This window comes from Polaribacter tangerinus (assembly GCF_038024095.1).
Taxonomy (GTDB): Bacteria; Bacteroidota; Bacteroidia; order Flavobacteriales; family Flavobacteriaceae; genus Polaribacter; species Polaribacter tangerinus.
Map to the genome: position 1 here is coordinate 1,312,240 of NZ_CP150668.1, position 26,594 is coordinate 1,338,833.

The following is a 26,594-nucleotide window of genomic DNA, read 5'->3' on the forward strand; positions in this document are numbered from 1 at the left end:
TTATATCTAAACTGCTACTTTTATTAATGCTGTTACCCAACTATTTTTTTCTTTTGAAGTTTGATTTTAGGCATTAGCTTTTCCGAAATACTTTTTCCGCAACCAAAAAGATACGCGAACAAGAAGAATCAGTGCAGGAACTTCTACCAACGGACCAATAACTCCTGCAAATGCTTGACCTGAATTCAATCCGAAAACAGCAATAGCAACAGCAATCGCTAATTCAAAATTATTTCCTGCTGCTGTAAATGCTACTGAAGTTGTTTTGTCATATTCTGCTCCTGTTGCTTTGGTAAAGAAAAATCCAATGATAAACATGAGTGTAAAATAAATAAGTAATGGAATTGCAATAATTATAACGTCCATTGGAATTTCAACAATCAATTCTCCTTTCAGTGAGAACATTACTACAATTGTAAATAACAATGCAATTAAGGTCATTGGTGAAATGGCTGGAATGAACTTTTTTGTGTACCACTCCTCGCCTTTTATTTTTACGAATATCCATCTGCTCAAAATTCCCATTACAAACGGAATCCCTAAATAGATGGCTACACTTTCTGCAATGGTAGAAATTGAAATATCTACAATTGCTCCTTCAAACCCAAAATATGGTGGAAGAATAGTGATAAAAATCCATGCATAAAAACTGTAGGCAAACACTTGAAAAATACTATTTAATGCCACTAAACCTGCACCATATTCGGCACTTCCCTCTGCTAGATCATTCCAGACCAACACCATTGCAATACAACGAGCCAAACCTATAAGAATGAGCCCAACCATGTATTCTGGGTAATCTCGTAAAAATGTAATCGCCAAAACAAACATTAAAACTGGGCCAATTATCCAATTGAGAAGAAGTGAAATAGAAAGGATTTTTGTATTTCTAAATACTTTTGGTAATAGTGCATAATTAACTTTTGCTAAAGGTGGATACATCATCAAAATCAAACCGATTGCAATCGGAATATTGGTTGTTCCACTACTAAATGAATTTATAATGTTTGGAAAAGTTGGAATAAAATATCCAATTCCAACACCAGTAACCATTGCAACAAATATCCAAAGTGTTAGGTTTCTGTCAAGAAAACTTAATTTTTTTGAAGCCATTTTTTTAAGAATTTATTTGAGAAAAAACGTAAAACAGTTCAGTAGCAATTTGTAGACTTCTTTCCTTGTATTTTTCTGCTTGTTGTGGTGTATTATCAAATGCTTTTGGGTCTTCAAAGGTTATTGGAATACGTTTTTCTGCACCTGCAATGATAGGACAACCACCATCAGCCTGTGTGCAAGTCATAATTGCTGCAAATTCCGATTTTGGGTTGAACTCATCATCCAACTTTTTAGAAAATCCAATAATTGGATGCTCGTTCTGAGTATATTTAATGCTGTAAATTGGGTTTTCGTTTTTTGAAATGGTGCTTATTTGAAAACCCGAATTTTGCAATGTTTCTGCAACCACAGGAAAAAGTGCTGTTGCCTCTGTTCCTCCTGAATAACAAAACACGTTTTTAATATTAAAATAGTTTGCCATTGTTTGAGCCCAAACTTGCGATAAATGACTTCTTCTCGAATTGTGCGTGCAAATGAAATTGATACGAATTTCTTTGTTTTCAGAAACTTTAGACTGAATAAAATCTACTAGCGGTTGTAAAACTTTTGTACGATCGTCTGTAATAGTTTTAGGGTTTAATTCTTTGATAATATTGACTATTTGTGGAAATAAAGTTGATTGAATTGTTGTCATTTGTTTTTAAATTTTTGAATTGTTATTTAGCAACAGTTTCCATCTGGTGAACAACAAGGCTCATCATTTAGTGTTGATAATTGCACTTTAGTTTTTTCAGTAGGAATACCGCAATTGTCTTTTGCCAAACAGTCGGTTTGTTTGTTGGTTAACAAGAAATTATGTCCGTCAAACCCTAGCCCATATTTTCCAATGGTATCTGCTTGATATTCTACTTCAATTTCTACATCTTTTATATTTAAAACCTTTTCCGAAAGTTCAATGATATTCAAAAGTTTTTCAGGATGCAATCTATGGTCGTAGTCGTTGGCATTCCAAAGTTGAAAGTTTACCACTTCTTCGTTTCTTATAGTTCCACCACAATCGATAAAATTTTTGGTGATTTTACCCACTTCTGTTACGTGAAAGTGGCTTGGAACTAATTGTCCATTGGGCAATTGAAAACCTATCGTTTCTAATTCTTTTAACACTGATTTTACTTCTGATAACTTCATAACTATATTGATTTATTGCGATTTTACGATAAAATGATTCAAATTTTTTAGCAGCAATCTTGTTGTTCGGTTAAGTCTTGATTTAAAAATTCAGTCATTACAGTTTTCATTGCTTTCCAATTTTCTGTATGAATACAGTAACAAACACTGGTTCCTTCTACAGTTCCTTTGATTAAACCTAATTGTTTTAGTTCTTTTAAATGTTGTGATATAGTGGGCTGTGCTAGTCCAATTTCATTTACTAGCTCTCCGCAAACACAAGAATTAAGTTTAAACAAATATTGTAAAATAGCTACTCTTGCAGGATGTCCGAATGCTTTTGCAAAAAGAGAAATTTCGTTTTGGTGGTCGGTAAAAATTTCGGTTTTTGTTGTTCCCATGGCTATAATTTATCGTTTTATTGCAATATTACAATTAATTTATTATTAATCAAAATACCTATAAAAAAATTTTTCAAAACATGTAATAGAAAAAATGATTGACTTTGTGGTTGATTTTGCTTTTGGGTAACACATCATTAAATAAAATCAACAATTACAGGTAGTCTAATAACCGTATAATAAAAAGTTTGATAAATGGATTAATTATGTTAAATTTGAATTTACCAATTAGTTTTTATCAATTAAAAAGCTAACACTTTATGGCATATTTAGATAAATTTAATGGCTTTTTTTCAGAAAAAGAAGCAAGACATTTATTAAACAGAACTTCTTATGGAGCTTCACAAAATTTGGTTAAAAATGCAGTTTCATTAGGTCTAAATGCTACTATTAATAAACTTTTTGAAAACATACCTTTACCTGAACCTCCATTAAAATATGAACCAGACGGAACTGCTAATGGAGAAATAAATGACCCACATGTAAAACAAGGCGAAACTTGGGTTACAGCACCAGTACACCCAAATCTTCAAGATTCTAGAGATAATAATCGTGTTCTCAGAGCACGAAACCGTTCTTTGTATGCATGGTCATTTTTACAATTTCAAGATTCTAATTTTTCTGTAAGAGAAAAGTTAACGCTTTTTTGGCACAATCATTTTGTAACTGAAAATTCAAATCCTCATAGAGAATTTTACTATGCCAATATTTTACGTAAAAATGCCCTAGGAAACTTCAAAGAAATAACCAAACAGATTACTATAAACCCTAATATGCTAATTTATTTAAGTGGTAATCAAAACACAAATACGGCTCCAAACGAAAATTACGCAAGAGAACTATTAGAACTGTTTACCATTGGAAAAGGCGATGCTATTGGTAATGGAGACTACACCAACTTTACTGAAGAAGATGTTGTACAAATAGCCAAAGTATTAACCGGTTGGAGAGTTAGAGGTATTAAAAATAGTGATACACTAAATGCTTATTTTACCAATAACAGGCATACAAAAGGAGACAAAATATTATCGCATAGATTTGACAATGCTGTTATCTCTGAAAATGGAGAAAATGAATATAAAGATGTAATAGATGTAATTTTTAAACAAGAAGAATGTGCTAAGTTTATAACAAGGCAACTATACAAATGGTTTATAAATGCAGAAATAACCTCAGAAATAGAAACACATATAATTTCTCCTTTGGCAAAAATTATACGAGACCACGAGTACGAAATTACTCCTGCTTTAAAAGTGTTATTTAGTTCAGAACATTTTTTTGAGAGTACTTTTTGTATGATTAAAAGTCCTATTGATTTAATATTTTCTACAACAAAATCTTTATTATTAACAGCTCCAAAAACGTCTGTAAAAGACCAATATGATTTTGCCTATGTATTATATTTAATGGCAACAGATTTAGAACAATCTATATTTCATCATCCAGATGTTGCAGGCTGGAAAGCCTTTTACCAAGAACCCTTATTTTACAAAACGTGGGTAAATAGCTATTTATTACCCAAACGATTAGAATACTGTAAAACCTTGGTAACTGGTGGAAAAGTTACTATAGACGAAAAAAGATATACCATTCCTCCTTTAGTGCCTGTCTTACAAATTGTAGCAGATATTTCTGGTGCAAAAAACCCAAACACTCTTATTACAACGTTAGCAAGTCAGTTATTTAATTATAGGATTTCTCAAGAGCAGTTAGTAGCTTTAAAAGATATTTTAATACCTGGATTACCAGATTTTGAATGGACAGTAGAATATAAAAACTACCTAGCAGACCCCACTAATATTGCTTTAAGAACCTCTGTAGATAAAAAGCTGAGAGATTTAATTGGTACTATGGTACAAATGTCTGAATTTCAAATTATGTAATAATGAAGGCAAAAAATTTAAACAGAAGAGATTTTATAAAATTAACTAGTGTTGCTGCAGCCTCTTTGCCAATTGGCTTTAATGGTTTTTCGTTATTTGCTAATGAAAAACCAAAAGAATATAATTTTATAGAAGATAACGAAAATATTCTTGTTTTAATTCAATTGCAAGGAGGAAATGACGGTTTAAATACCATTTTTGATAAAAACCAGTACAGAAATTTACACAGCGTACGTTCTAATATTATTATACCAGAAAACGAGCTAATTTCAGTTAATGATGCAACTTGTTTTCATCCTTCGATATTGGGTTTAAAAAATTTATATGAAGAAGAAAATTTGGCTATTATCCAAAATGTAGGATATCCTAACCAAAATAGAAGTCATTTTAGATCAACAGATATTTGGAATTCGGCATCATCATCTGAAGAATATGTTTCTACAGGTTGGCTAGGACGTTTTTTCAACCAAAATCACTCTGAATTTCCAGAAAATTATCCTAATCCAGCAAATAAAGACCCTTTTGCAATTACTGTAGGTAAAATTGTTTCTGAAACTTGCCAAGGTCCAAATTCTAATTTTTCTATGGCTATAGCAGATCCAAATAATCCTGGAACTGCCTTTGCGGCTAATACAGGTAACATACCAAATAATTGTTATGGAGATGCTTTAAGTTTTGTAAACAACACCGTTAAACAAACGAATGCCTATGCCGATGTTGTAAAAAAAGCAGCTGAATTAGGAAAAAATTTATCAGAAAAATATACGACCAACAACAATAATAAATTAGCCGGTAAGCTAAAAAATGTAGCTAAATTAATTTCTGGAGGATTAAAAACAAAGGTATATGTTGTACAATTAGGTGGCTTTGATACTCATGATAATCAAATTATTGATGGAGATAAAAAAACAGGAAGACATGCTAGTTTGTTAGAGGAATTGTCTGAGGCTATTACTGCATTTCAAGACGATTTAAAATTATTAGGAATCGATAAAAAGGTGATGGGAATGACCTATTCTGAGTTTGGTAGAAGAATTAAATCAAATGGTGGTTTAGGAACAGATCATGGCACAGCTGCACCTTTATTTTTATTTGGGTCGTGTGTTAAAAACCAAATTTTAGGAGATTCTCCGGAAATTGACACGCAAATAGATGAAAAAGAGGGTGTTCAAATGCAATACGATTTTAGAAATATTTACAGTACCATTTTAACAGATTGGTTAGGCGGTTCTAAAACTGATACAAATGCTGCTCTCTTTTCAGATTTTGACACTTTGCCTCTTTTTAAAACTAATTGTTCTGCATCACTTTCTGTAGCTAATATTTTAACAGACACTTTAGATATTGCAGTGTATCCAAACCCTACTGTTAATTTTATTAATATAAAATTTTTTGGTAATAACGAGAATACTAAAATAACTTTATACAACACTATGGGGGCAGTTGTAAAAAATATTACGAATAAAAAATATAGCTCCATACAACATATTATTCGTGTAGATTTACAAAGTTTACCAAATGGAAACTATTTTATACATTGCCAAGCTAAAGGATTTTCTAAAACCAAAAAAATTGTAAAACTTTAGTTTTATATCTAACAGAAACTAGAAAACACTAATAAACTGTTTGAAATTAAACAAATGGCTAAAAGTTAAAAATACAATTAACACTTAAAGGTTAGGTGTAATTTTTTTGGTAAATAATGACAAGTAAATATGTAATAAAGCATGAACCTACAAACTAAAATTTCTTTAAAAAAAGAAACTAAAAATTTAATAGATTACAATGCTAAAATAATTCTTTTAGGTTCTTGCTTTTCAAACAATATTGGCACAAAGTTAGCCTACTACAAATTTCAGGTTACGCAAAATCCTTTTGGTATTTTATTTCATCCAAAAGCTATAGAAAACCTTTTAGATAGAGCAATAAACAAAAATCAATATACAGAAAACGACCTTGTTTTTAGTAATGGTAGCTGGCATTGTTTAGATGCACACTCTTCAATTAGCAGCACCAACAAAAAAGAAGTTCTAAAAAATTTAAATACCGCTTTAGAACATACTAAATTAAAGGTTGAAAATGCAAGTCATATTATTATTACTTTAGGAACAGCATGGGTATATCGTTATATAGAAAATGATAAAATAGTAGCCAATTGTCATAAAATACCTCAACATAAATTCTCTAAAGAGCTTCTTTCTATAAATGAAATTTCAGAAAGTCTATTGGCAATTTTAAATAGTATTCGTTCAATTAACTCAAAGGTAAAAGTACTTTTTACTGTTTCTCCGGTTCGCCATTTAAAAGATGGTTTTATAGAAAACACAAGAAGCAAAGCACATTTAATTAGTGCCACTCATTACATTATAGATAGTAAAAAAAGTTTTTACTTTCCTAGTTATGAAATTATGATGGATGAATTGAGAGATTATAGATTTTATAATGAAGATATGATTCATCCTTCTGAAACTGCTATAAATTATATTTGGTTAAAATTTATAGCTACTTGGTTTAGCGAGCGCTCAATAAAAACAATGGATGAAGTTTTAAAAGTACAAAAAGCGATGGCTCACAAACCGTTTTTTGAGGATTCGGAGGAGCATCAACTATTTTTAAAAAAAATAGCTCAAAAAAAAGATGCTTTAAAATTAAAGCATCCTTTTATTAGTTTTTAAAAAACTTATACTATTTAGAAAACCATTATTCTAAGTGCTTAGCAACATTTTGCCAAGGACCGCCATTGATCACATCAACACCGTGTTGTTGTAAAAATTGTGCAGCTTGGCCACTTCTACCACCGCTTCTACAAACTGCAATTATTGGCTTATTCCAAGACTTAATTTTTTCAACTTCTAGAGGTATTACTGTTAAAACTATATGTTTAGAATTTGGTATATGACCTTCGTTCCACTCTTCTAAAGTTCTTACATCTAGCACTACAGCATCTTTTGCTAAGTATTCTTTTATTTCTACACTCATATTTTTTTTCTTAAACAGGTCTAAAAATCCCATGTTATCATATTTAATGTTGACACAAATTTAAACCATTTTCTATTAATTTTGTGTAGCTTTTGTTACATTTTAATGTTTCTAATGAGGCTAAAATAGTAGTTTGTAAAGAATAATTTTCTTTTAAGGCTAATTCATAAAGTTCTAATCGAAGTAACCAATCTAAGGGGAACTTATCTTCTAATATGGTAAAAATAGTTAAAATATCTGCTTCGGAATAAGAAGTACTTTCTCTCATTTTTCTAACCTCCTTGTACAAGCTATATAATTCTAAATCCTTAGCTGCATAAGTAATTTTATGTGTTTTTGTTTTAGAAATGGCAGAAGAATCCTCAAATGATAAAACATCTGCTGCACCAGCATAAGCAGATACTATGTCTTTACCAACAGCCATATCGTAAATGCCCCAGCTAGGCTCGAAAAGTACTTTGTCTTTGTATGTTACAGTGCAATTTTCGAAAGAAATAAGTAAAATTTTTCCCCTCAAATCTCGTGTACCAGTAATTGCTTTCCCTTTCACAACCACACCACTCTCAAATTCTAGTGTCATAAACTCCCCTTCGTATATTCCGTATGCTTTTAAGTCTCTTGGACTCATGTCTTCTATTGGTAAGTTAATCCCTTTTAATTTACCAACCGGGCTTCCAAATCCGTTTTTATGAGTTGCTATTCCATGACCTATCAACTCTTTGTCTCTATTTGCTAAAGCTGTTGTACCGTTGGTTTGAAAGTAAGCTACCTTATTATTTTTATATTGAATTACATTGGTAAAAATTCCAGATACTTGTAAACCTGTAGAAAGTTCTATGGTTCCTAGATTTTCGGAATTTATCAACTTTTGAACCCCTTTTAAACCACCAGTTCTAAGGGCCATTGTATTGGCAAATTCATCTAAAACTAAACTTAAATAAGCAAAGTCTGGAGTAACAAATAGTTGAGGTTGTGGTTTGGTAATATCGAAATTTACAGTTGCTGCATCTAAAGAATATGGTACTTTTTTAACTTCCTCTTGCATACACCACGCACTTTCTCCAATAGAAGAAAGTAAACCTGCTCCATAAATTTTTGGTTGATGTAAAGTGCCAATTAAACCATACTCTACAGTCCACCAATGTAAATTTCTTATCATTGCCATTTCAGACAATTCTCCCATAGTATCTTGTAATCTTTCAACTTCTTTTTGAGCCTCTTCAATTTCATTTTGAGTAGCATTTGGGTTTTCTTTTAAGATGGATAAAAGACGAATTGCTTCGTACATTTCAAAATCTTTCGCAGAAGAAATTGCCTTACTACCAATTTCACCAAAACGTCTTAAATACTCTGCATATTCAGGATTTGCAATAATTGGCGCATGTCCTGCTGCCTCATGTATAATATCTGGCGCAGGCGTATACTCTATGTGATTAATAGTTCTCATATCTGACGCAATAACCAACACATTGTATGCTTGAAATTCCATAAAAGCATTGGGTGGTATAAAGCCATCTACAGAAACAGCCGCCCATCCTATTTCTTTTAAAATTCTGTTCATTCCTTCCATATGAGGAATTTTTTCAACAGAAATACCCGTTTTTTTAAGTCCGTCTATATATGAATTATGGGCAACCTCACTTAAATAATCGACATTCATTCTCATAACATATCTCCATACTGCCTGATTTTGAGCTGTATACTCTTCATAAGGTTGTTTAACTACAAATTTATGTAGATGTTTTGGAAGCTTTTTTGTAACATCATTTAATTCGAAGTGCATAATTATATAAATATTGAATTATTCTTACAAAATTACATATTAAATCATTAATTTAATAATATCTACGCGTTAAAATTCTTTCAACAAAAGCCTCTTTTTATCTCATAAAAAAGGTTACGGCATCGGTTTCGTAAAATAGTGAGTAAAAGCAAAAAAAACTTTTGTAATTTTACTTTTCAATATCACAAAATGAACAAGAAAGTTATCTTAATGATTTTAGATGGATGGGGAATTACACAAGACCCAAAAGTATCTGCAATCTACAACGCAAAAACACCCTACATAAATAGTTTATACGATACATATCCGCATGCCGAATTAAGAACCGACGGATTACATGTAGGTTTACCTGAGGGACAAATGGGCAACTCAGAAGTAGGCCATATGAACTTAGGAGCCGGTAGAATTGTGTATCAAAATTTAGCAAGAATAAACAAGGCTGTACAAGAAAAAACTTTGGGTCAAGAAAAAGTATTACTCGATACTTTTAACTACGCCAAAGAACATAAAAAAGATGTTCATTTATTGGGATTAGTTTCCAACGGCGGTATACACGCTCATATAGATCATTTAAAAGGTATTTTAGATGTTGCTAATGAAAACAATGTAAACAATGTTTTCCTACATGCTTTTACAGATGGTAGAGATTGTGATCCTAAATCGGGTACTTTTTTTCTGAAGGATATTCAGAACTATATGAAACAAACTACCGGAGAATTAGCCTCTGTTACAGGAAGGTATTATGCAATGGATAGAGACAATAGATGGGAGCGAATAAAACTTGCTTATGATGGTTTGGTAAATGGAATTGGTGTAAAAACAACTGATGTTATATCGGAAATGAATGCTAATTACAAAGCTGGTATTACAGATGAGTTTCATAAAGCAATTATTAATACAAATTCTAATGGAACCCCAAAAACCACAATAAAAGAAGGAGATGTTGTACTTTTCTTTAATTATAGAACAGACCGTGGTCGGGAGTTAACGAATGCACTTTCTCAAAATAATTTTCCAGAATTTGGCATGAAAAAATTAGATTTATATTTTACAACTATTACACTTTATGACGATAGTTTTAAAGGAATAAATGTAATTTATAACAACGATAATATTAAAAACACACTTGGAGAAGTACTTTCTAATGCAGGCAAAAAACAAATAAGAATTGCCGAAACAGAAAAATATCCGCATGTAACATTTTTCTTCTCTGGCGGACAAGAAGCGCCTTTTAAAGGAGAGTCTAGAATTTTAAGAAATTCTCCGAAAGTTGCCACTTATGATTTAAAACCAGAAATGAGTGCTTACAAACTTACAGATGCACTTTGTGAAGACTTAGAAAAAGGAGAAGCAGATTTTGTATGTTTAAACTTTGCAAACGGAGATATGGTAGGACATACAGGTGTAATGGAAGCCGCTATTAAAGCTTGTGAAACAGTAGATTTATGTGCAAAAACAGTAATCGAAAAAGGTTTAAAAAATGGATATACAACTCTTGTAATTGCAGATCACGGAAATTGTGAAACTATGATGAATCCTGATGGTTCCCCTCATACAGCACACACAACTAATCCGGTACCTTTTATACTAGTAGACCCAGAAATTAAATCTGTAAAAAGTGGAATTTTAGGAGATATTGCTCCTACTATATTAGCACTTATGGGTGTAGATAAACCCGATGAAATGACTCAAAATTCTTTATTATAAACTTAAAATTTACACCATGAAACATTTTTTTTTATTATTAATTACCATCTCATTAATTAACTGCACAAGTGCTCAGCAAGAAATTACAGCAACCAAAAATAAAACTGGAGATTTAGTTGGTCATGCCAATAAAGCCTCTTTCAATCAAACTCCATACAATAGTTGGTTTACAAGAAACTACAATAACTACTCACCAAATACTGCAACTACAGCAGCTATAAAAAAAGAATTAAAAGGAGTAACTATTAAAGGTTTTATGGGAACATGGTGTGGAGATAGTAAAAGAGAAACACCACATTTATATAAAGTGCTAGAAATGGCAGATTTTAACTTTAAAAACCTAGACTTAGTTACTGTTAATCGTTCTAAAAGAACACCAGATAATTTACAAGAAGGACTAAATATTATTAAGGTTCCAACCTTTATCTTCTACAAAAAAGGAAAAGAAATTGGGAGATACGTTGAATATGCTAGAGAAAGTTTAGAGCAAGATATTTTAAAAATTGTGTCTGGAAAACCTTACAAACACTCTTACGACAATAGCAAATAAATGAACACCAACAACTTAATTATTGCGGTTGATTTTGATGGTACAATTGTAGAAGATGCCTATCCGAAAATAGGAGCCCCAAAATTATTTGCATTTCAAACGCTAAAAAAACTTCAAGAAGAAGGATATCGACTTATACTTTGGACCTACAGGTCGGGCAAACCTTTGCAAGAGGCTGTTTCTTTTTGCAAAGAAAATGGTATTGAGTTTTACGCTGTAAATAAAAGTTATCCCGAAGAAATTTTTGAAGAAAAATACAGTCGAAAAATTAATGCAGATATTTTTATCGACGATAGAAACATTGGCGGTTTTATTGGTTGGACAGCTGTACATGAAAAAATTCTTAATCATACGCCAACTCCAGAAAAAAAGAAAGGACTTTTCTCTTTTCTAAAATAAAAGTAACTTTCTTAATGTTCATAAAAAGGTTTCCTACAATTGTAAGAAACCTTTTTATGTTTACACGTCTAAAAAAACAACTAAATGCTAACAAAACACTGAATTTATACTAACTTTGTTGCTCAATTTTTTTACTATGATTAAAATCAAAACTAAAGAAGAAATAGAAATAATGCGCGAAAGCGCGTTGGTAGTATCCAGAACATTGGGCATGCTTGCAAAAGAAGTAAAACCTGGTGTTAGCACTTTATATTTAGATAAACTTGCAGAAGAATTTATTAGAGCAGAAGGTGCAATTCCTGGATTTTTAGGATTGTATGATTTTCCGAATACACTTTGTATGAGTCCGAATACACAAGTAGTTCACGGTATCCCTAATAAAGAACCTTTACAAGAAGGAGATATTATTTCTATAGATTGTGGCGCTAAAAAAAATGGTTTTTACGGAGATCATGCCTACACATTTGCCGTTGGTGAAATTGCAGCAGAAACAAAAAAACTCTTAGAGGTAACAAGAGAAAGTTTATATGTTGGTATTCGAGAGTTTAAAGTAGGAAATAGGGTTGGCGATGTGGGTTATGCTATTCAAAAGTTTACAGAAGATCATGGCTATGGTGTAGTAAGAGAACTTGTAGGTCATGGATTAGGTAGAGAAATGCACGAAGACCCAGAAATGCCAAACTACGGAAAAAGAGGACGCGGTAAAAAATTTGTAGAAGGAATGGTAGTGGCAATAGAACCAATGACCAATTTAGGAACACACAAAATAAAACAACATTCGGATGGGTGGACAATTACCACTTTAGACAATAAACCCTCGGCACATTTTGAGCACGATGTTGCTATTGTAAACGGAAAACCAGAACTTTTATCTACCTTTAAATATGTGCATGAAGCCTTAGGAATTGAAACCAATGAAGAAGATGAATTCAGACAATCGTTGTAATATAATGCCATGTTATTTTTTAAAAAAATTTTAAATACTATACCCAGACCGTTTCTAATAAAAGCTAGCTATTGGGTACGACCAATATTAGCATGGTATTTAAAAGGAAGTAACTTTATAGACCCGATAAGCAACAAGAGTTTTAGAAGGTTTTTACCCTATGGCTATAAAAATCAACGAGAAAATGCACTTTCCCCTTCTACACTATCCTTAGAGAGGCATCGTTTAATGTGGTTATTTTTAAAAGATGAAACAGATTTTTTTTCTTCAAAAGAAAAATTAAAAGTTCTTCATATAGCCCCAGAACAGTGCTTTTTAGATCGTTTTAAAAAGCAAAAAAATATCACTTACATCACTTCAGACATAGAATCTCCGATAGCAGATGTAAAAGCAGACATCTGTAATTTGCCCTTTTTAGAGAACGAATTTGATGTAGTATTTTGTAATCATGTGCTAGAACATATTACAAATGATACAAAAGCAATGCAAGAATTGTACAGAGTTTTAAAACCTGGTGGATTCGGAATTTTTCAGGTCCCACAAGAATTAAATAGAGCAACAACTTTCGAAGACGACTCCATTACAGATAAAAAAGAACGTGCAAAGATTTTTGGCCAATACGACCATGTAAGAATCTATGGCGCAGATTACTTTAACAAACTTAGAAATGTTGGGTTTAAAGTAGAGGAAGTAGATTATGCAAAAAAATTGACTCCAAATCAAATAGAAAAATATGCACTCATGAAAGGCGAAATCTTACCTGTTTGCTACAAATAATTCATAAAAAAATCCTAACAAATATTTGTTAGGATTTTTTGTTGGCCTACAAGGACTCGAACCTTGAATGACGGTACCAAAAACCGGAGTGTTGCCAATTACACCATAGGCCAATGCTTTATTGCGGGTGCAAATTTAATGTATTCTTTTAATTGTACAAACTTTTTTAAATAAAATTTTTCTTTAACAAATTTTTGTGACGTTTCATCATTGCTTTAAAAACTATAAAAAGTCATATGTTCATAATTATTATTAAATTCGCCCTAAAGAACACAATTAGCTTCTATGACTACACAAAATTTTAAAAAATGGAATCTCATTTTAGGGTGGGGTACATTTGTTATCGCACTTATAACCTACTCCTTAACTATAGAGCCAACAGTAGCTTCTTGGGATGTTGGAGAATATATTGCTACTGCAGTAAAACTAGAAGTTGGTCATCCGCCGGGTGCTCCTTTATTTCAAATGCTAGGGGCATTTTTTGCTATGTTTACTTCAGACGTATCGGAAATTGCCAAAATGGTTAATTTTATGTCTGCTTTTGTAAGTGCATTAACAATTTTGTTTGTGTTTTGGACAATTACCAATTTAGCTGAAAAGCTAGCTTTAAAAACTGGTAAAATTACCGAAGGTTCATACATTGCAATTTTGGGGAGTAGTGTTGTCGGATCACTAGCATATACTTTTTCAGATAGTTTTTGGTTTAGTGCTGTAGAAGGTGAAGTGTATGCAATGTCTTCTTTTTTAATGGCTATATTATTCTGGTTAGGATTAAAATGGGAAAAAGAAATACACACAGAAAGAGGTAATAAATGGTTGCTTATTATATGCTTTACAGTAGGTTTATCTTTTGGAGTTCATATATTATCTTTATTAGTAATACCAGCAATTGTAATGCTTTACTTCTTTAAGACTTACAATAAAATTAACCTAAAAACTACAGCCATTGCAAGTTTTTTAGCGGTGTTGGTATTGGCTTTTGTATTCAAATTTTTATTTCCATTTACGCTAAGATTCTTTAGCGCATCTGAATTATTTTTTATCAATACTATAGGTTTACCATACAACTCTGGTAGTATTATTGCAGCAATTATTCTTATTCTGGGCTTTTTCTTTGGATTAAAATATACTCGTAAAAAAAACTTAGTACACGCTAATACTTTAATTTTATCAGTATTGTTTATCATGATAGGTTTTTCTTCGTGGATGATGTTACCTATTAGAGCCAATGCAAACACCACTATAAACGAGAATAACCCTTCTAGTGCTAGAGAATTGTTGGCATACTATGAAAGAGAACAATATGGCGATGCCAATGTTTTTTATGATACTTACTACTCAAATGCATATAGTAGAGAACAAGATGCAAATAAGCCTACCAGAGACGATAAACCTAAATATGAGAAAAAAAATGGCAAATACATAATTGTTAATAAATATAAAAATGTAATTCCTAATTACTCGGATAAACACAAAGGGTTTATTCCAAGAATGGTAGATCCAGCAGCAGCTGATTATTACAGAAAAATTGCTGGAATTCCTGAAAACAGTAAAAGAAGACCCACTTTTGGAGAAAATTTAAAGTTTATGTTTAGCTATCAATTTGGCTATATGTACGGACGATACTTTATGTGGAATTTTGTTGGAAGACAAAATGATATTCAAGGAAGATTAGATATTTTGAATGGAAATTGGCTAAGTGGAATAGACGTTATTGACGAGGCTAGATTGGGTTCTCAGCAAAAATTACCAAGTCAGGTTTTAGAAAACAAAGGGAGAAATACCTACTATTTCTTACCATTAATATTAGGGTTAATAGGACTATTTTTTCAAATTAAATGGGACAAGCAAAACTTTTATACGCTATTCTTATTCTTCGCTTTTACAGGTTTTGCAATTATATTTTACACAAACCCAAAACCTTTTGAACCTAGAGAGAGAGATTATGCAGTAGTTGGCTCTTTTTACATTTTTGCAATTTGGATTGGCTTTGGTGTATTGGCACTTTATGAGTATTTAAAAACATATGCCAATAAAAAAGTAATTGCCATAACAGTTTCTGTAATTTCGTTATTAGCAGTTCCTACATTAATGGCTTCAGAAAATTGGGACGATCATGACAGATCTGGAAGATATACTACCAGGTTAAATGCTCAAGCATACTTAGAAAGTTGCGACCAAAATGCTATTATGTTTACCATCGGAGACAACGATACTTTTCCGCTATGGTATATGCAAGAAGTAGAAGGAATTAGAACCGATTTAAAACTTGTAAACACCAGTTTATTTGCAACAGATTGGTACATAGACCAAATGAAACGAGCTACCTATAACGCTCCACCAATACCCTCTCAATTGGTACATGAACAATACCAATATGGTAGTTTAGACCTTGCTTATCACATAGAGCATCCAAGGTTTAAAGACTCCATTATTGGAATTAAAGATTTTATGCGTTGGATTTCTTCTAGTAGTGATGCTACCTATTATATCGATGAAGAAAACGGAATCAAAGAAAAATTTTATCCAACCAATAGAATTCGAATTCCTGTTCACAAAGAAAATGTACTAAAAAGCGGTATTGTTGCAGCAAAAGATGCAGACAAAATTGTAGATTATATAGACATTACTATTGATGATAGAGGAATTACCAAAAATAGAATTTTAATGTTAGATATTATTGCAAATAATAACTGGGAAAGACCTATTTATTTTACGGGTGGTGCAAATGCCGATGAAGAGTATATTTGGATGAAAGACTACCTACAATTAGATGGCTTAGCATTTAAACTTGTCCCTATAAAAACACCTGCAAAATATATTGATGAAAGTGGTAGAAAAAGAGAAGTAAGCTTATTTGATATTGGCAGAATTGATACCCAAAAGATGTATGCTAACATACAGAAGCTAGAATGGAAAAATATAAATAGTGGCGAAATTTACTTAGATGAGCAAACCAAGAGAAATGCTATATCTTTAAGAAATAGCTTAATGAGACTTTCGGATGCATTTGCAAAAGAAGGTGACACTATAAAAGCGGTAGAAGTATTAGATCTTTCTATAAATAAATTACCAATAGAAAAATTCGACCATTATAGCTTATCTCTGGGATATCCTGAGATGTATTACAATTTAAACGAACTAGAAAAAGCTAGTAAAACTGCAGATACATTAATTCGTTTGATGTCAGAAAAATTAGTTTGGTTAAGTACCTTTAGTTCAGAAGATACGCCATTAATATTTGATGAAATTGACAATACACTATACATGTATAGAAATATATTAGAACAAATAGAAAACGGGAGTAATAATAAAGAATATATTACAAAAGTACAGAACGATTTTATGAATACCGTTAAGTTATTTGATCATCTTATTCCGGAAGAATAAAAGGAAAACTATGAAAACCTATTTAATTAAAACGCCAAGTATTATTTCGAGGATTTACTCTAAATATATTTGGCGTTTTTCTACTAATAAAAAAGACGTTTACCTAACTTTCGATGACGGCCCAACACCAGAAATCACTCCTTTTGTTTTAGATATTTTAAAAAAGTATAATGCAAAGGCAACTTTTTTTTGTATTGGAAAAAACATAGAAAAGCACCCAAACTTATTCAAAAGAATAGTTGATGAAGGTCATAGCGTTGGTAATCACACACAACATCATAAAAATGGCTGGAAAACCTCAGTTAAAAGTTATATAAGAGAGGTAGAAATGTGTGATACCATTATACATAAATTTACAGTATCAGATAAGAAATTATTTAGACCTCCCTATGGAAAAATAACTAATAAAAAGGCTAAAGAAATTATAAAAAGAGGGTATAAAATTGTTATGTGGACTGTTCTTTCGGCAGATTTTGACAGTAAAGTTTCTAAAGAAAATTGTTTACAAAACGTTTTAAAAAACACCAAAAAAGGAAACATTATAGTTTTTCACGACAGTTTAAAAGCCTCAGAAAAACTAAAATATGTTCTACCCCAAATAATGAAAGATTTTACATTACAAAAACTAACTTTTAAGGCAATAAAATAATATTCTCATTTGTTTATTTTAATGAGTTTGTTATTATTTTTAAAACCTAACAAAAGGAAGCTGCTTTTAGTATATTAAAATTATGAGTGTAAAGAAACACTTGTAATAACTTTAATAAAAAAAACAATAAATACTACAAATATTGTTGTACTAAATCTATTAAATCGTTAGTTTCTAGAGAGCCAGAGTGGCGCCATTTCATTTGCCCTTCTTTATAAATCATAAAAGTAGGGTTTTCTTTTACCTCTAAAGCATCTGCAAGTAGTTCGTTTTTAACAACGTCTATTTTAATAATTTTTGCCTTCTCACCAAAAACGGCAGAAACGCTTCTTAAAGATTTTGTAGTTTCCTTTGTTCCCTCTAAATCTGAATAAAAATCGATTAAAACAGGTTTTTGTGCACTGATTAAGTCACCAAATTTTGTCATAATTATAAGTTTTTTAGGGGGAAAAACATATATGAAATATTATGTCGTTCTACAAAGATAAATAAAAAAAATGTAAGTTGGTTGATTATCAGGCTTTTTTAAGTTCAATAACCGAAATTTCTGGCCAAATACCAACTCGCCCAGGAAAGGCATGATATCCAAAACCTCTATTAACATTAATAAATCTGTCAAATTCTTGGTATAATCCTGCCCATTGTTTATATACAAATTTAGATGGACTCCACTTAAACCATCCAGGTATTTCAATACCCATTTGTAAACCGTGTGTATGGCCGCTTAGGGTTAATTGATAGTTAAAATCATCTTTTTTAACTTTAACATCCCAATGACTTGGGTCGTGAGACATTAGTACTTTAAAATCTGCTTTGTTCACATTTTTAGAAGCTGCTTGCAAATCTCCTTTTTTTTGAAAACCTCCTTTGCCCCAATTTTCTACTCCGACTAACGCTATTCTTTGTCCGTTTTTCTCTAAATAACGATGTTCATTTAACAATAAATCGAAACCAATTTTTTGGTGAATTTCTTTTACTTTTTCGAAATTATCTAATTTATCTTGAGGCTTTTTCCAAGACATATAATCTCCATAATCATGATTTCCCAATACAGAAAACTTACCTGCTTTGGCATGTAACTTATCAAAAACATCAATCCAGTTATCCATTTCTGATGCTTTGTTATTTACAATATCTCCAGTAAACAAAATAACATCAGATTGTTGGTTGTTTATTAAATCTACACCATACTGTATTTTTTCTTTGTTAGTAAAACTACCAGAATGAATATCTGAAATATGAGTAATCTTAAAACCATCAAAAGCTGCGGGTAAATCTTTAAAAGAAAGTTGGTATTTAATTACCTTATAATTGTATTTTCCTTGAATTATTCCATATATAAAAGACACAAAAGGAATGGCTGCTAAACCAAGTGCTATTTGAGAAATAAACTTTCTTCTACCAACCAAAGGTTGGATGTCTGTAGCAGAAAAATAAGAAATTATTTTTAAGAAAACTCTGTAAATATCTTCACCAAAAACAAAAAATAAAAGCACTAATTTTGGTATGGTTACAGTTAGTAAAATACCCATTGCCATTTGAAATTGTGGCGTTTGACCCTGGCTTTTGTCATAGGTTAAGGCTACATATAAAATATTTAAATATACTGCTGCGGTAACTACCCACCAAAAGTATCTGAAAAATTTACTTTTTGTAATTGTTTTTATCGCTTGAAAAGCATACACCTCTAACAAAACAATAATAACAATAAATACCAAAAGTCTTACAGCAATTTTCATGGTGTTATTTTCAATTAAAATTTCATCAAAGATAGTTTTTATAATACCGATTGAATTTTAATAGGATGTTAAAGTTTTGTAGCTTTACTGCGTTTATAAAAAACACGATTACAAAACCGTTTTTTATTATATAAACAACTTATTTAAAAACAAATTACTACTATGTCACATCAAAAAAGAGTTTTTTTAGTAGATGCTTATGCATTAATTTTTAGAGGATATTATGCATTTATAAAAAACCCTAGAATAAATTCTAAAGGACTCGACACCTCTGCTATTATGGGGTTTATGAACTCGCTGCTAGATGTTATAAAAAGAGAAAGACCAGACAAATTGGCTGTTTGTTTCGATAAAGGAGGAAGCACCGACAGAGTAGAAATGTTTGAAGCTTATAAAGCAAATAGAGATGAAACTCCTGAAGCTATAAAACTGGCCGTACCTTACATTATGGAAATTTTAAAGGCCATGCACATTCCTATTATGGTTAAAGAAGGTTTTGAGGCAGATGATGTTATTGGAACCCTTTCTAAACAAGCAGAAAAAGAAGGTTACAAAACTTTTATGGTAACACCAGACAAAGATTTTGCGCAGTTAGTATCTGAAAACATTTTTATGTACAAACCTCGTTTTGGAGGTGGTTATGATATTTGGGGCGTGCCCGAAGTAAAAGAAAAATTTGAGGTAGAAAGACCAGAACAAGTTATTGATTTTCTTGGAATGATGGGAGATTCTGCCGATAATATTCCGGGGTTACCAGGTGTTGGAGAAAAAACAGCTAAAAAATTCCTGGCACAATTCGGTTCTATGGAAAACCTTTTAGCAAATACCGATCAACTAAAAGGTAAAATGAAAGAAAAAGTAGAAGCAGCAAAAGAACTAGGTCTTCTTTCTAAAAAATTAGCTACCATAATGTTAGATGTTCCTGTAACTTTTAATGCTGAAGATTTTGAACTAGAGCAACCAGATATAGAAAAAGTAACGTCCCTTTTTAACGAATTAGAATTTAGAAACTTACTCACCAACTTTACCCGAACTTTTGCATCAGAAAATACAGAAAAAACAGTTGTAGAGGCTGTACCAAAAGACAATACTACATCTCCCAAAAAAGAAATAGAAGGTCAGTTCGATTTATTTGCTGCACCCGGCGCTGGTAATGTTTCTGAAACAGATATCGCCGCTGGCTTCAAAACTATTGCCAATACTACCCACTTTTATCAACTTATAGATACAGAACTCTCTAGAAAATTGTTAATTCGTAAACTAATGAGTCAAAAATCTGTTTGTTTCGATACAGAAACTACCGGTTTAAAAGCTCTAGAAGTATCTCTTGTGGGTATTGCATTTTGTTTTGAAAAAGGAAAAGGGTATTATGTTTCTTTTCCGGAAAACGAAGAAGAAACAACTACCATTTTAGAGGAATTTAGACCTTTTTTTGAGAGTGATATCGAAAAAATTGGTCATAATTTAAAATATGATTTAAAAGTATTATCTAATTACAATATCTCTGTAAAAGGTAAACTTTTTGATACTATGATTGCACATTACCTCATAAACCCAGATATGCGTCATAATATGGATATTTTAGCAGAAACATATTTAAATTACCAACCTGTATCCATTACAGAGTTGATTGGTAAAAAAGGTAAAAACCAGCTTTCTATGAGAGCTATTCCATTAGACCAACAAACTGAGTATGCGGTAGAAGATGCAGACATTACTTTTCAGCTTAAACAATTGTTTACAAAAGAGTTAGAAAGTGGTAATGTAATGGAACTATTTAATAATATAGAATTGCCTCTTGTTGCTGTACTAACTGCCATGGAAGTGGAAGGTATAAATATAGATATCAATTTTTTAAAAGGACTTTCCAGTGCATTAACCGAAGACATTAATCGTTTGGAAAAAAGTATTTATGAAGAAGCTGGAGAAGAGTTTAATATTGCCTCTCCGAAACAACTTGGTATTATTTTATTCGAAAAACTAGCGTTGGTAAAAAAACCTAAAAAAACCAAAACTGGTCAATACGCTACGGGAGAGGATATATTATCTTTCCTAGCAAAAGAACATCAAATTATTAGAAATATACAAGAATACCGTCAGTATAAAAAATTACTTAGCACCTATGTAGATGCTTTACCGAATGAAGTAAATAAAAAAACAAATAGAATTCATACCGAATATATGCAAGCTGTTGCCGCTACTGGCCGATTAAGCTCTAACAACCCAAATTTACAAAATATACCAATTAGAACAACACGTGGTAGAGAGGTTAGAAAAGCGTTTGTACCGAGAAATGACAATTATGTTTTACTTGCTGCCGATTACTCTCAAATAGAGTTAAGAATAATTGCCGCATTAAGTGAAGAAGAAAACATGATAAATGCCTTTAAAAATGGAGAAGATATTCATGCATCTACTGCAGCAAAAGTTTTTAATGTGCCTTTAGAAGAGGTTACGAGAGAGCAACGTAGCAATGCTAAAACAGTAAATTTTGGAATAATTTATGGAGTTTCTGCATTCGGATTAAGCAACCAAACAAACCTATCTAGAAGCGAAGCTAAAGAACTAATAGATACCTACTATGAAACCTATCCGAAGTTAAAAGCCTACATGACTTCTCAAGTAGATTTTGCTAGAGAAAAAGGGTATGTAGAAACTGTTTTAAAAAGGCGTAGATATTTAAAAGACATTAATTCTAGAAATGCCATGGTAAGAAGTGGTGCCGAAAGAAATGCTGTAAATGCCCCAATACAAGGCTCTGCTGCTGATATTATTAAGTTAGCAATGATTCATATTCACCAACGTTTTGAAAAGGAAAATTTTAAATCTAAAATGCTTTTACAAGTTCATGATGAACTAGTTTTTGATGCTCATAAAGACGAATTAGAAACGATAAAACCAATTATAAAATACGAAATGGAAAACGCTTTTAAAATGAGTGTTCCTTTAGATGTTGAGATAGATATGGGACAAAACTGGCTAGAAGCACATTAATAAAAAAGTGTATTAAAAATTCATTCTCAGGAAAACAAAATACCTATTTTAAAAAACAATGCAATTAGATTATTTAGACAATTACAACGGACTTAATGAAAACATTGTTAGACTATTTGATTTTGACAAAGCAGAGGCAATAAAGTTTAGAAATCTATTGCAAGAAACCGTTATAAACAAAAAGCAAAAGTTAGATTTGTCTCTCATAGATTTTGTAAATACAGAAAATTACAATCTTATATTTGGGCTTTTTAAAACTGATGAAGGAATATTAACTAAAGACAACCAAACATTTTTTTGTATTTTAACACTAGATGGTTTTATAAAAATGATTTCTTTATTAGATCCTTTTTGTAAAAAAGAATCGAAAGGTTATCAATATTTATATGACATCGATACACCAACAGATTTATTGTTTGCGCCTCATGCAAATTAATAATGTACTTTTCATACAACTATAAGTGTTAGAAATTCATTTTATATGTAATTTTGCAAAACAATGGAAACAATAATTTCTAAAGACATACAAAAAGCAGTAAGCCTTTTAACCAATAACGAATTGGTAGCAATTCCAACAGAAACTGTTTATGGGTTGGCAGGTAATATTTTTAGTGAAAAAGCTATAAAAAAAATATTTTCTACCAAACAAAGGCCTTTTTTTAACCCGCTAATTGTTCATATATCTTCGATTGAAAAACTAGAAAGTATAGCAAGTTATGTACCCGAAAAAGCAAAAATATTAGCAAGTGCTTTTTGGCCTGGCTCTTTAACTTTGGTATTAAAAAAAAATAACGCAGTACCCGATTTAATTACCGCAGGAAAAGATACTGTAGCAGTTCGCATACCAAATCACCCAATAACATTACAACTTTTAAACCTGTTACCTTTTCCTTTAGCAGCACCAAGTGCAAATCCCTTTGGAAGTATTAGCCCTACAAAACCAACACATGTAGCACACTATTTTAAAAATAACATTCAACAAGTTTTAGACGGTGGCTCATGTAAAAACGGTATCGAATCTACTATTATTGGTTTCGAAGATGAAACTCCTGTAGTGTATAGGTTGGGAGCTTTATCAATAGAAAAAATTGAAGCTGTTATTGGTAAAGTTAGCGTAAAAAATAATAAAGAAAATAAACCAGATGCTCCTGGAATGCTAGCAAGACATTATGCGCCAAAAACGACTACACTTCTCGTTAATGATGTACGTGCTGAAATACAAAAACATTCCTCAAAAAAAATTGGAGTTTTAACCTTTAAAGATTCTTTAAATGATGATACAATAACTGAAATAGTGTTATCCAAAAATGGTTTTTTTGAAGAAGCAGCCGCAAAATTATATGCAGCAATGCATCAATTAGATGCAAAAAATTTAGATATCATAATAGCAGAACGTTTTCCAGAAAATGATTTAGGAAAATCTATTAATGATAGGTTACAGCGAGCTACTTTTAAATAAATTATCTTACAAAACGATAGGTAGCTTTAATTAAAAAAGTATCATTTGCAGGGGTATCAAAAACCTGTGTTCTAATACTCTGACCAAGTGAATCATTAAAGTCTTGAGAACCTACAGAACCTCTTGCCCATACAAAAAACAACTCTGAACCCGGAATGTATTCCCATCGAACAACCAAATTTGTTTGTAATTGAACAAAAGAGAAATCTGGTTTTGCAAAAGAATAGTCTGTACTAGAATTTAAATTTTCATCAATTAAAAAAGTTTCATTCCCATTGGCATCAATCTGAGAAGTTATTTGACTATCTTCATATAAGTTTACACGATTTTTAAATGAACTAGCTACCGGGTTATTTACATAATTAAAATCGGAATACCTTCCCCGAGATATAAATGGTTGACCATAAAATTGAATAGAAAAATCTGGATTAATACTATAATTCAACCGCAAAGTTGTAGTCCAAGAATCGTTTTTAATAGTTCCTAAAATATATCTTTTATCGGTTCCGAAGTTTGTAGTAGAAACATACTGTGTTTTGTCTATTGTTTGCTCTAACTCGTTGTTTAAAGACATGCTAAAAGCATCGAAAGGCTGGTAATTCATTCTAAAAACATACCTATTTCTAGTAAATACATCTTCTTCACTTCTAATAGCAACATACCCAACTGTAAAACTAAATTTTTTACTTCTATCGGAATTTACAAAACCATACATAAAATGATCATCTGCCGCTCGCCATCTTGGACCTCCTCTTAAAAAAGCATTTCTGTGAATTTGACTGCTTGCGCCAACACCAATTTCTGTACCCCAATTATTTTTCCAGTTGGCATTTCCCTGAAGCTCATATCTAAATCTGTTTAAATTTCCGCCAAAATCATAAGTAGAAGACTGTTCTAAACTAACCGTAATATCTCTGTAAATGCCTTTGGGGACAAACCATAAATAACGCCCTTGAGCATACTGAATCATTTCGTCTGTTTGCCTTAAAAAACCAACATCATTCAGTTCTAGCTCTGGAGATCTCCATACAAAACCACCACCATATCGCCAATGGCCACCTCCTTGTTTTCCTGCTTCAATTCTACCTCCAGTACCAGTTAAAGAAGTTCTTGTAACATCTAGATTTACATGCGATGCACCTGGTCTTTGAAAAAGTCTAGCCATCGATTTTTGTGTATTTTCTATCGCTTCTTCGCTTCCTAAAACATGACTTATAATAGTATTTCCCTCTACATAAAAATCTCTTTTTCGCCACACATGTCTAAAATCGATACCTCCTGTGTATGCAGCCTTATGCAGCTCAGAAAAATTACCCGCCAAATTTCTATTTGTTGCGGTAAAAATACCTCCTAAAAAAGAATTCCTTTCATTAAAATCTTTTTGTGCACGAGCCACAAAAAAGTTAGTTAAAGGCTCTACAATCTCCTCTCTTGTGCTGCCATCTGTTTCTCTAACCTCTGCATATTCATTTGCAGTTACACTTTCTAAAACACCAATAGACCAGCCATTTTGTGTTTTTCCAGAAAACTTAGCAGCTCCTAAAATTGTGGAGTTTTGAGGAACATCTGCAAATTCTCCGTTACTTAAATTCGGACTCCTATGTGGGTTTCTACCTACTCTACGACTATAAAAAAGATTGTCTCTGCCATTGGCAAATTCAAAATCAAATATATTTTTATTTTCCACAAAAAAAGGTCTTTGCTCTCTAAAAAATATTTGAAACCCATCTAATGCAATGGCACCAGGATCTGCTTCTACTTGACCAAAATCTGGATTTATAGTTAAATCTAACGTTAAATCGTTAGTAATACCAATTTTGGCATCCAAACCACCGTTAATATTAAAATCATTACCGGTTCTGTATGGATTGCCAGCTTCTGCTGGATATGAATCGTACTGCAATACTGTAAAAGGTTGAATTTCTAATTGCTTTTGAGATTTTAAATTAATTAAACCATGTAACTCACCAGCTTCACTAATAAAACCCGCTTGCTCGTTGGGTATTCTTTGCCATAACGACCTTTCATTGGCTCGAAAAAGAGTTCTATTTACGTTAAAACCCCAAATTTGTTCTTTGGCATCTCCGAATCGAAGTTGACTTAAAGGAATTTTCATTTCTGCAGTCCAACCTTTATCATCTAAATTGGCATCGGTAAACCAAACAGGATTCCAACTTTCATCCCAATTATCTCCATTTTGAGTAACAATTTCCTCACCTTTTACACCTGCAGCAGTTGTTGTAAAAACAAACGCTGTTCTTTTGTCGTGATAACTATCTATAATAACATTCACCCTATCTCCTGCAAAACCATCTCGCCTACTTAAACGCTGTTGTATTAAGTTAGGAGCATCATCAAAAGCTCTCACAGCAATGTACAAATATTTTGCATCGTACATTACCTTAAACTTAGTTTGAAAAGTTGGTGCCACACCTTCGTTAGGTGTTTTCTGAACAAAATCAGTAGACCAAGGAACAATATTCCAAGCGTCTTCTGTAATTAACCCATCTATAACTGGAGTTTTTACTAGTTTTTTTGTGGTGTATATTCTTTTAGGGACTTTGTTTACAGCAATTTCTTGAGCATTAAAATGAAATGTAAAAAGGATACCAAAACCGAGTATTAGTTTAGAGAATCTCATTAATTTTTTTGATTGTTTTTGGTTGAATAACATCATTTTAACAAAAAAACGATGGTACAAAAGTAGGTTTCTAC

The 26,594-nt window shown here is 31.8% G+C and carries 22 protein-coding genes and 1 tRNA gene; 13 read left to right on the forward strand and 10 right to left on the reverse strand.

The features are described 5' to 3' along the window. Positions 1-66: 66 nt before the first annotated feature. From arsB to WHD54_RS05645, 4 genes are read right to left on the reverse strand one after another with little or no spacing between them, the layout of a single operon-like run. Positions 67-1,113 carry an ACR3 family arsenite efflux transporter gene (gene arsB / locus WHD54_RS05630; RefSeq protein WP_088323959.1) on the reverse strand — a complete coding sequence of 349 codons (1,047 nt, stop codon included), beginning with the start codon at positions 1,111-1,113 and terminating at the stop codon, positions 67-69. A gap of 4 nt (positions 1,114-1,117) precedes the next feature. Continuing rightward, the gene (locus tag WHD54_RS05635; protein WP_088323958.1) at positions 1,118-1,750 is read right to left on the reverse strand and encodes a low molecular weight phosphatase family protein; all 633 of its coding nucleotides are present in this window, start codon (positions 1,748-1,750) and stop codon (positions 1,118-1,120) included. A 26-nt stretch (positions 1,751-1,776) separates the two neighbouring features. Beyond that, positions 1,777-2,244, reverse strand: coding sequence for a DUF6428 family protein (locus WHD54_RS05640; protein ID WP_088323957.1), 468 nt, complete (start codon positions 2,242-2,244; stop codon positions 1,777-1,779). A 47-nt stretch (positions 2,245-2,291) separates the two neighbouring features. After that, positions 2,292-2,624, reverse strand: coding sequence for an ArsR/SmtB family transcription factor (locus WHD54_RS05645; RefSeq protein WP_088323956.1), 333 nt, complete (start codon positions 2,622-2,624; stop codon positions 2,292-2,294). A 260-nt stretch (positions 2,625-2,884) separates the two neighbouring features. Here WHD54_RS05645 and WHD54_RS05650 point away from each other — a divergent pair, with 260 nt between their 5' ends. From WHD54_RS05650 to WHD54_RS05660, 3 genes are all read left to right on the forward strand, one after another. Further along, positions 2,885-4,507 (forward strand): DUF1800 domain-containing protein, encoded by a 1,623-nt coding sequence (locus WHD54_RS05650; RefSeq protein WP_088323955.1) that lies wholly within the window; start codon positions 2,885-2,887, stop codon positions 4,505-4,507. 2 nt (positions 4,508-4,509) lie between these two features. After that, on the forward strand, positions 4,510-6,093 hold the full coding sequence (locus WHD54_RS05655) for a DUF1501 domain-containing protein (protein WP_088323954.1): 1,584 nt from the start codon (positions 4,510-4,512) through the stop codon (positions 6,091-6,093). Between the two features lie 141 nt (positions 6,094-6,234). Then, entirely contained in the window at positions 6,235-7,182 is a 948-nt protein-coding gene (locus WHD54_RS05660; protein ID WP_088323953.1) for a GSCFA domain-containing protein, read from the forward strand. A 25-nt stretch (positions 7,183-7,207) separates the two neighbouring features. Here WHD54_RS05660 and WHD54_RS05665 read toward each other — a convergent pair whose 3' ends face one another. Together WHD54_RS05665 and WHD54_RS05670 are read right to left on the reverse strand one after the other, a co-directional pair. Then, complete coding sequence (locus WHD54_RS05665; RefSeq protein WP_088324137.1) at positions 7,208-7,486, reverse strand: rhodanese-like domain-containing protein; 279 nt, start codon at positions 7,484-7,486, stop codon at positions 7,208-7,210. A gap of 43 nt (positions 7,487-7,529) precedes the next feature. Beyond that, a complete protein-coding gene (locus tag WHD54_RS05670) occupies positions 7,530-9,269 on the reverse strand; it encodes an aromatic amino acid hydroxylase (RefSeq protein ID WP_088323952.1) in 1,740 nt (579 codons plus the stop codon). A gap of 189 nt (positions 9,270-9,458) precedes the next feature. Between WHD54_RS05670 and gpmI the strand changes: the two genes are divergently transcribed. The 5 genes from gpmI to WHD54_RS05695 all read left to right on the forward strand — a co-directional run bounded on the left by gpmI (position 9,459) and on the right by WHD54_RS05695 (position 13,648). Further along, a complete protein-coding gene (gene gpmI / locus WHD54_RS05675) occupies positions 9,459-10,976 on the forward strand; it encodes a 2,3-bisphosphoglycerate-independent phosphoglycerate mutase (RefSeq protein ID WP_088323951.1) in 1,518 nt (505 codons plus the stop codon). Between the two features lie 16 nt (positions 10,977-10,992). Then, positions 10,993-11,526 (forward strand): thioredoxin family protein, encoded by a 534-nt coding sequence (locus WHD54_RS05680; protein WP_198943154.1) that lies wholly within the window; start codon positions 10,993-10,995, stop codon positions 11,524-11,526. Next, positions 11,527-11,925: a BT0820 family HAD-type phosphatase gene (locus WHD54_RS05685; protein ID WP_088323949.1), complete on the forward strand. Its 399-nt coding sequence runs from the start codon at positions 11,527-11,529 to the stop codon at positions 11,923-11,925. It begins immediately after the preceding gene. Positions 11,926-12,061: 136 nt separating this feature from the next. Beyond that, positions 12,062-12,871, forward strand: a complete 810-nt coding sequence (gene map, locus WHD54_RS05690) for a type I methionyl aminopeptidase (RefSeq protein WP_088323948.1) — start codon at positions 12,062-12,064, stop codon at positions 12,869-12,871. Between the two features lie 9 nt (positions 12,872-12,880). Beyond that, positions 12,881-13,648 carry a class I SAM-dependent methyltransferase gene (locus WHD54_RS05695; RefSeq protein ID WP_088323947.1) on the forward strand — a complete coding sequence of 256 codons (768 nt, stop codon included), beginning with the start codon at positions 12,881-12,883 and terminating at the stop codon, positions 13,646-13,648. A 41-nt stretch (positions 13,649-13,689) separates the two neighbouring features. On the opposite strand, the gene WHD54_RS05700 is transcribed toward WHD54_RS05695, so the two are convergent. Further along, positions 13,690-13,761 (reverse strand) — tRNA-Gln (locus WHD54_RS05700). A gap of 172 nt (positions 13,762-13,933) precedes the next feature. Between WHD54_RS05700 and WHD54_RS05705 the strand changes: the two genes are divergently transcribed. Both WHD54_RS05705 and WHD54_RS05710 read left to right on the forward strand, forming a co-directional pair. Continuing rightward, on the forward strand, positions 13,934-17,038 hold the full coding sequence (locus WHD54_RS05705) for a DUF2723 domain-containing protein (RefSeq protein ID WP_088323946.1): 3,105 nt from the start codon (positions 13,934-13,936) through the stop codon (positions 17,036-17,038). Positions 17,039-17,048: 10 nt separating this feature from the next. Next, complete coding sequence (locus WHD54_RS05710; RefSeq protein ID WP_088323945.1) at positions 17,049-17,687, forward strand: polysaccharide deacetylase family protein; 639 nt, start codon at positions 17,049-17,051, stop codon at positions 17,685-17,687. Between the two features lie 133 nt (positions 17,688-17,820). On the opposite strand, the gene WHD54_RS05715 is transcribed toward WHD54_RS05710, so the two are convergent. Beyond that, positions 17,821-18,114, reverse strand: coding sequence for a thioredoxin family protein (locus WHD54_RS05715; RefSeq protein WP_088323944.1), 294 nt, complete (start codon positions 18,112-18,114; stop codon positions 17,821-17,823). A gap of 88 nt (positions 18,115-18,202) precedes the next feature. Beyond that, positions 18,203-19,426, reverse strand: coding sequence for a metallophosphoesterase (locus tag WHD54_RS05720; protein WP_088323943.1), 1,224 nt, complete (start codon positions 19,424-19,426; stop codon positions 18,203-18,205). A 162-nt stretch (positions 19,427-19,588) separates the two neighbouring features. On the opposite strand from WHD54_RS05720, the gene polA reads away from it, so the two are divergent. From polA to WHD54_RS05735, 3 genes are all read left to right on the forward strand, one after another. After that, positions 19,589-22,420 (forward strand): DNA polymerase I, encoded by a 2,832-nt coding sequence (gene polA / locus WHD54_RS05725; RefSeq protein WP_088323942.1) that lies wholly within the window; start codon positions 19,589-19,591, stop codon positions 22,418-22,420. Between the two features lie 58 nt (positions 22,421-22,478). After that, positions 22,479-22,856 (forward strand): hypothetical protein, encoded by a 378-nt coding sequence (locus tag WHD54_RS05730; RefSeq protein ID WP_088323941.1) that lies wholly within the window; start codon positions 22,479-22,481, stop codon positions 22,854-22,856. 63 nt (positions 22,857-22,919) lie between these two features. Beyond that, the gene (locus WHD54_RS05735; RefSeq protein ID WP_088323940.1) at positions 22,920-23,879 is read left to right on the forward strand and encodes an L-threonylcarbamoyladenylate synthase; all 960 of its coding nucleotides are present in this window, start codon (positions 22,920-22,922) and stop codon (positions 23,877-23,879) included. A 1-nt stretch (position 23,880) separates the two neighbouring features. Here WHD54_RS05735 and WHD54_RS05740 read toward each other — a convergent pair whose 3' ends face one another. After that, a complete protein-coding gene (locus WHD54_RS05740) occupies positions 23,881-26,520 on the reverse strand; it encodes a DUF5916 domain-containing protein (protein ID WP_088324136.1) in 2,640 nt (879 codons plus the stop codon). Positions 26,521-26,594: the final 74 nt, after the last annotated feature.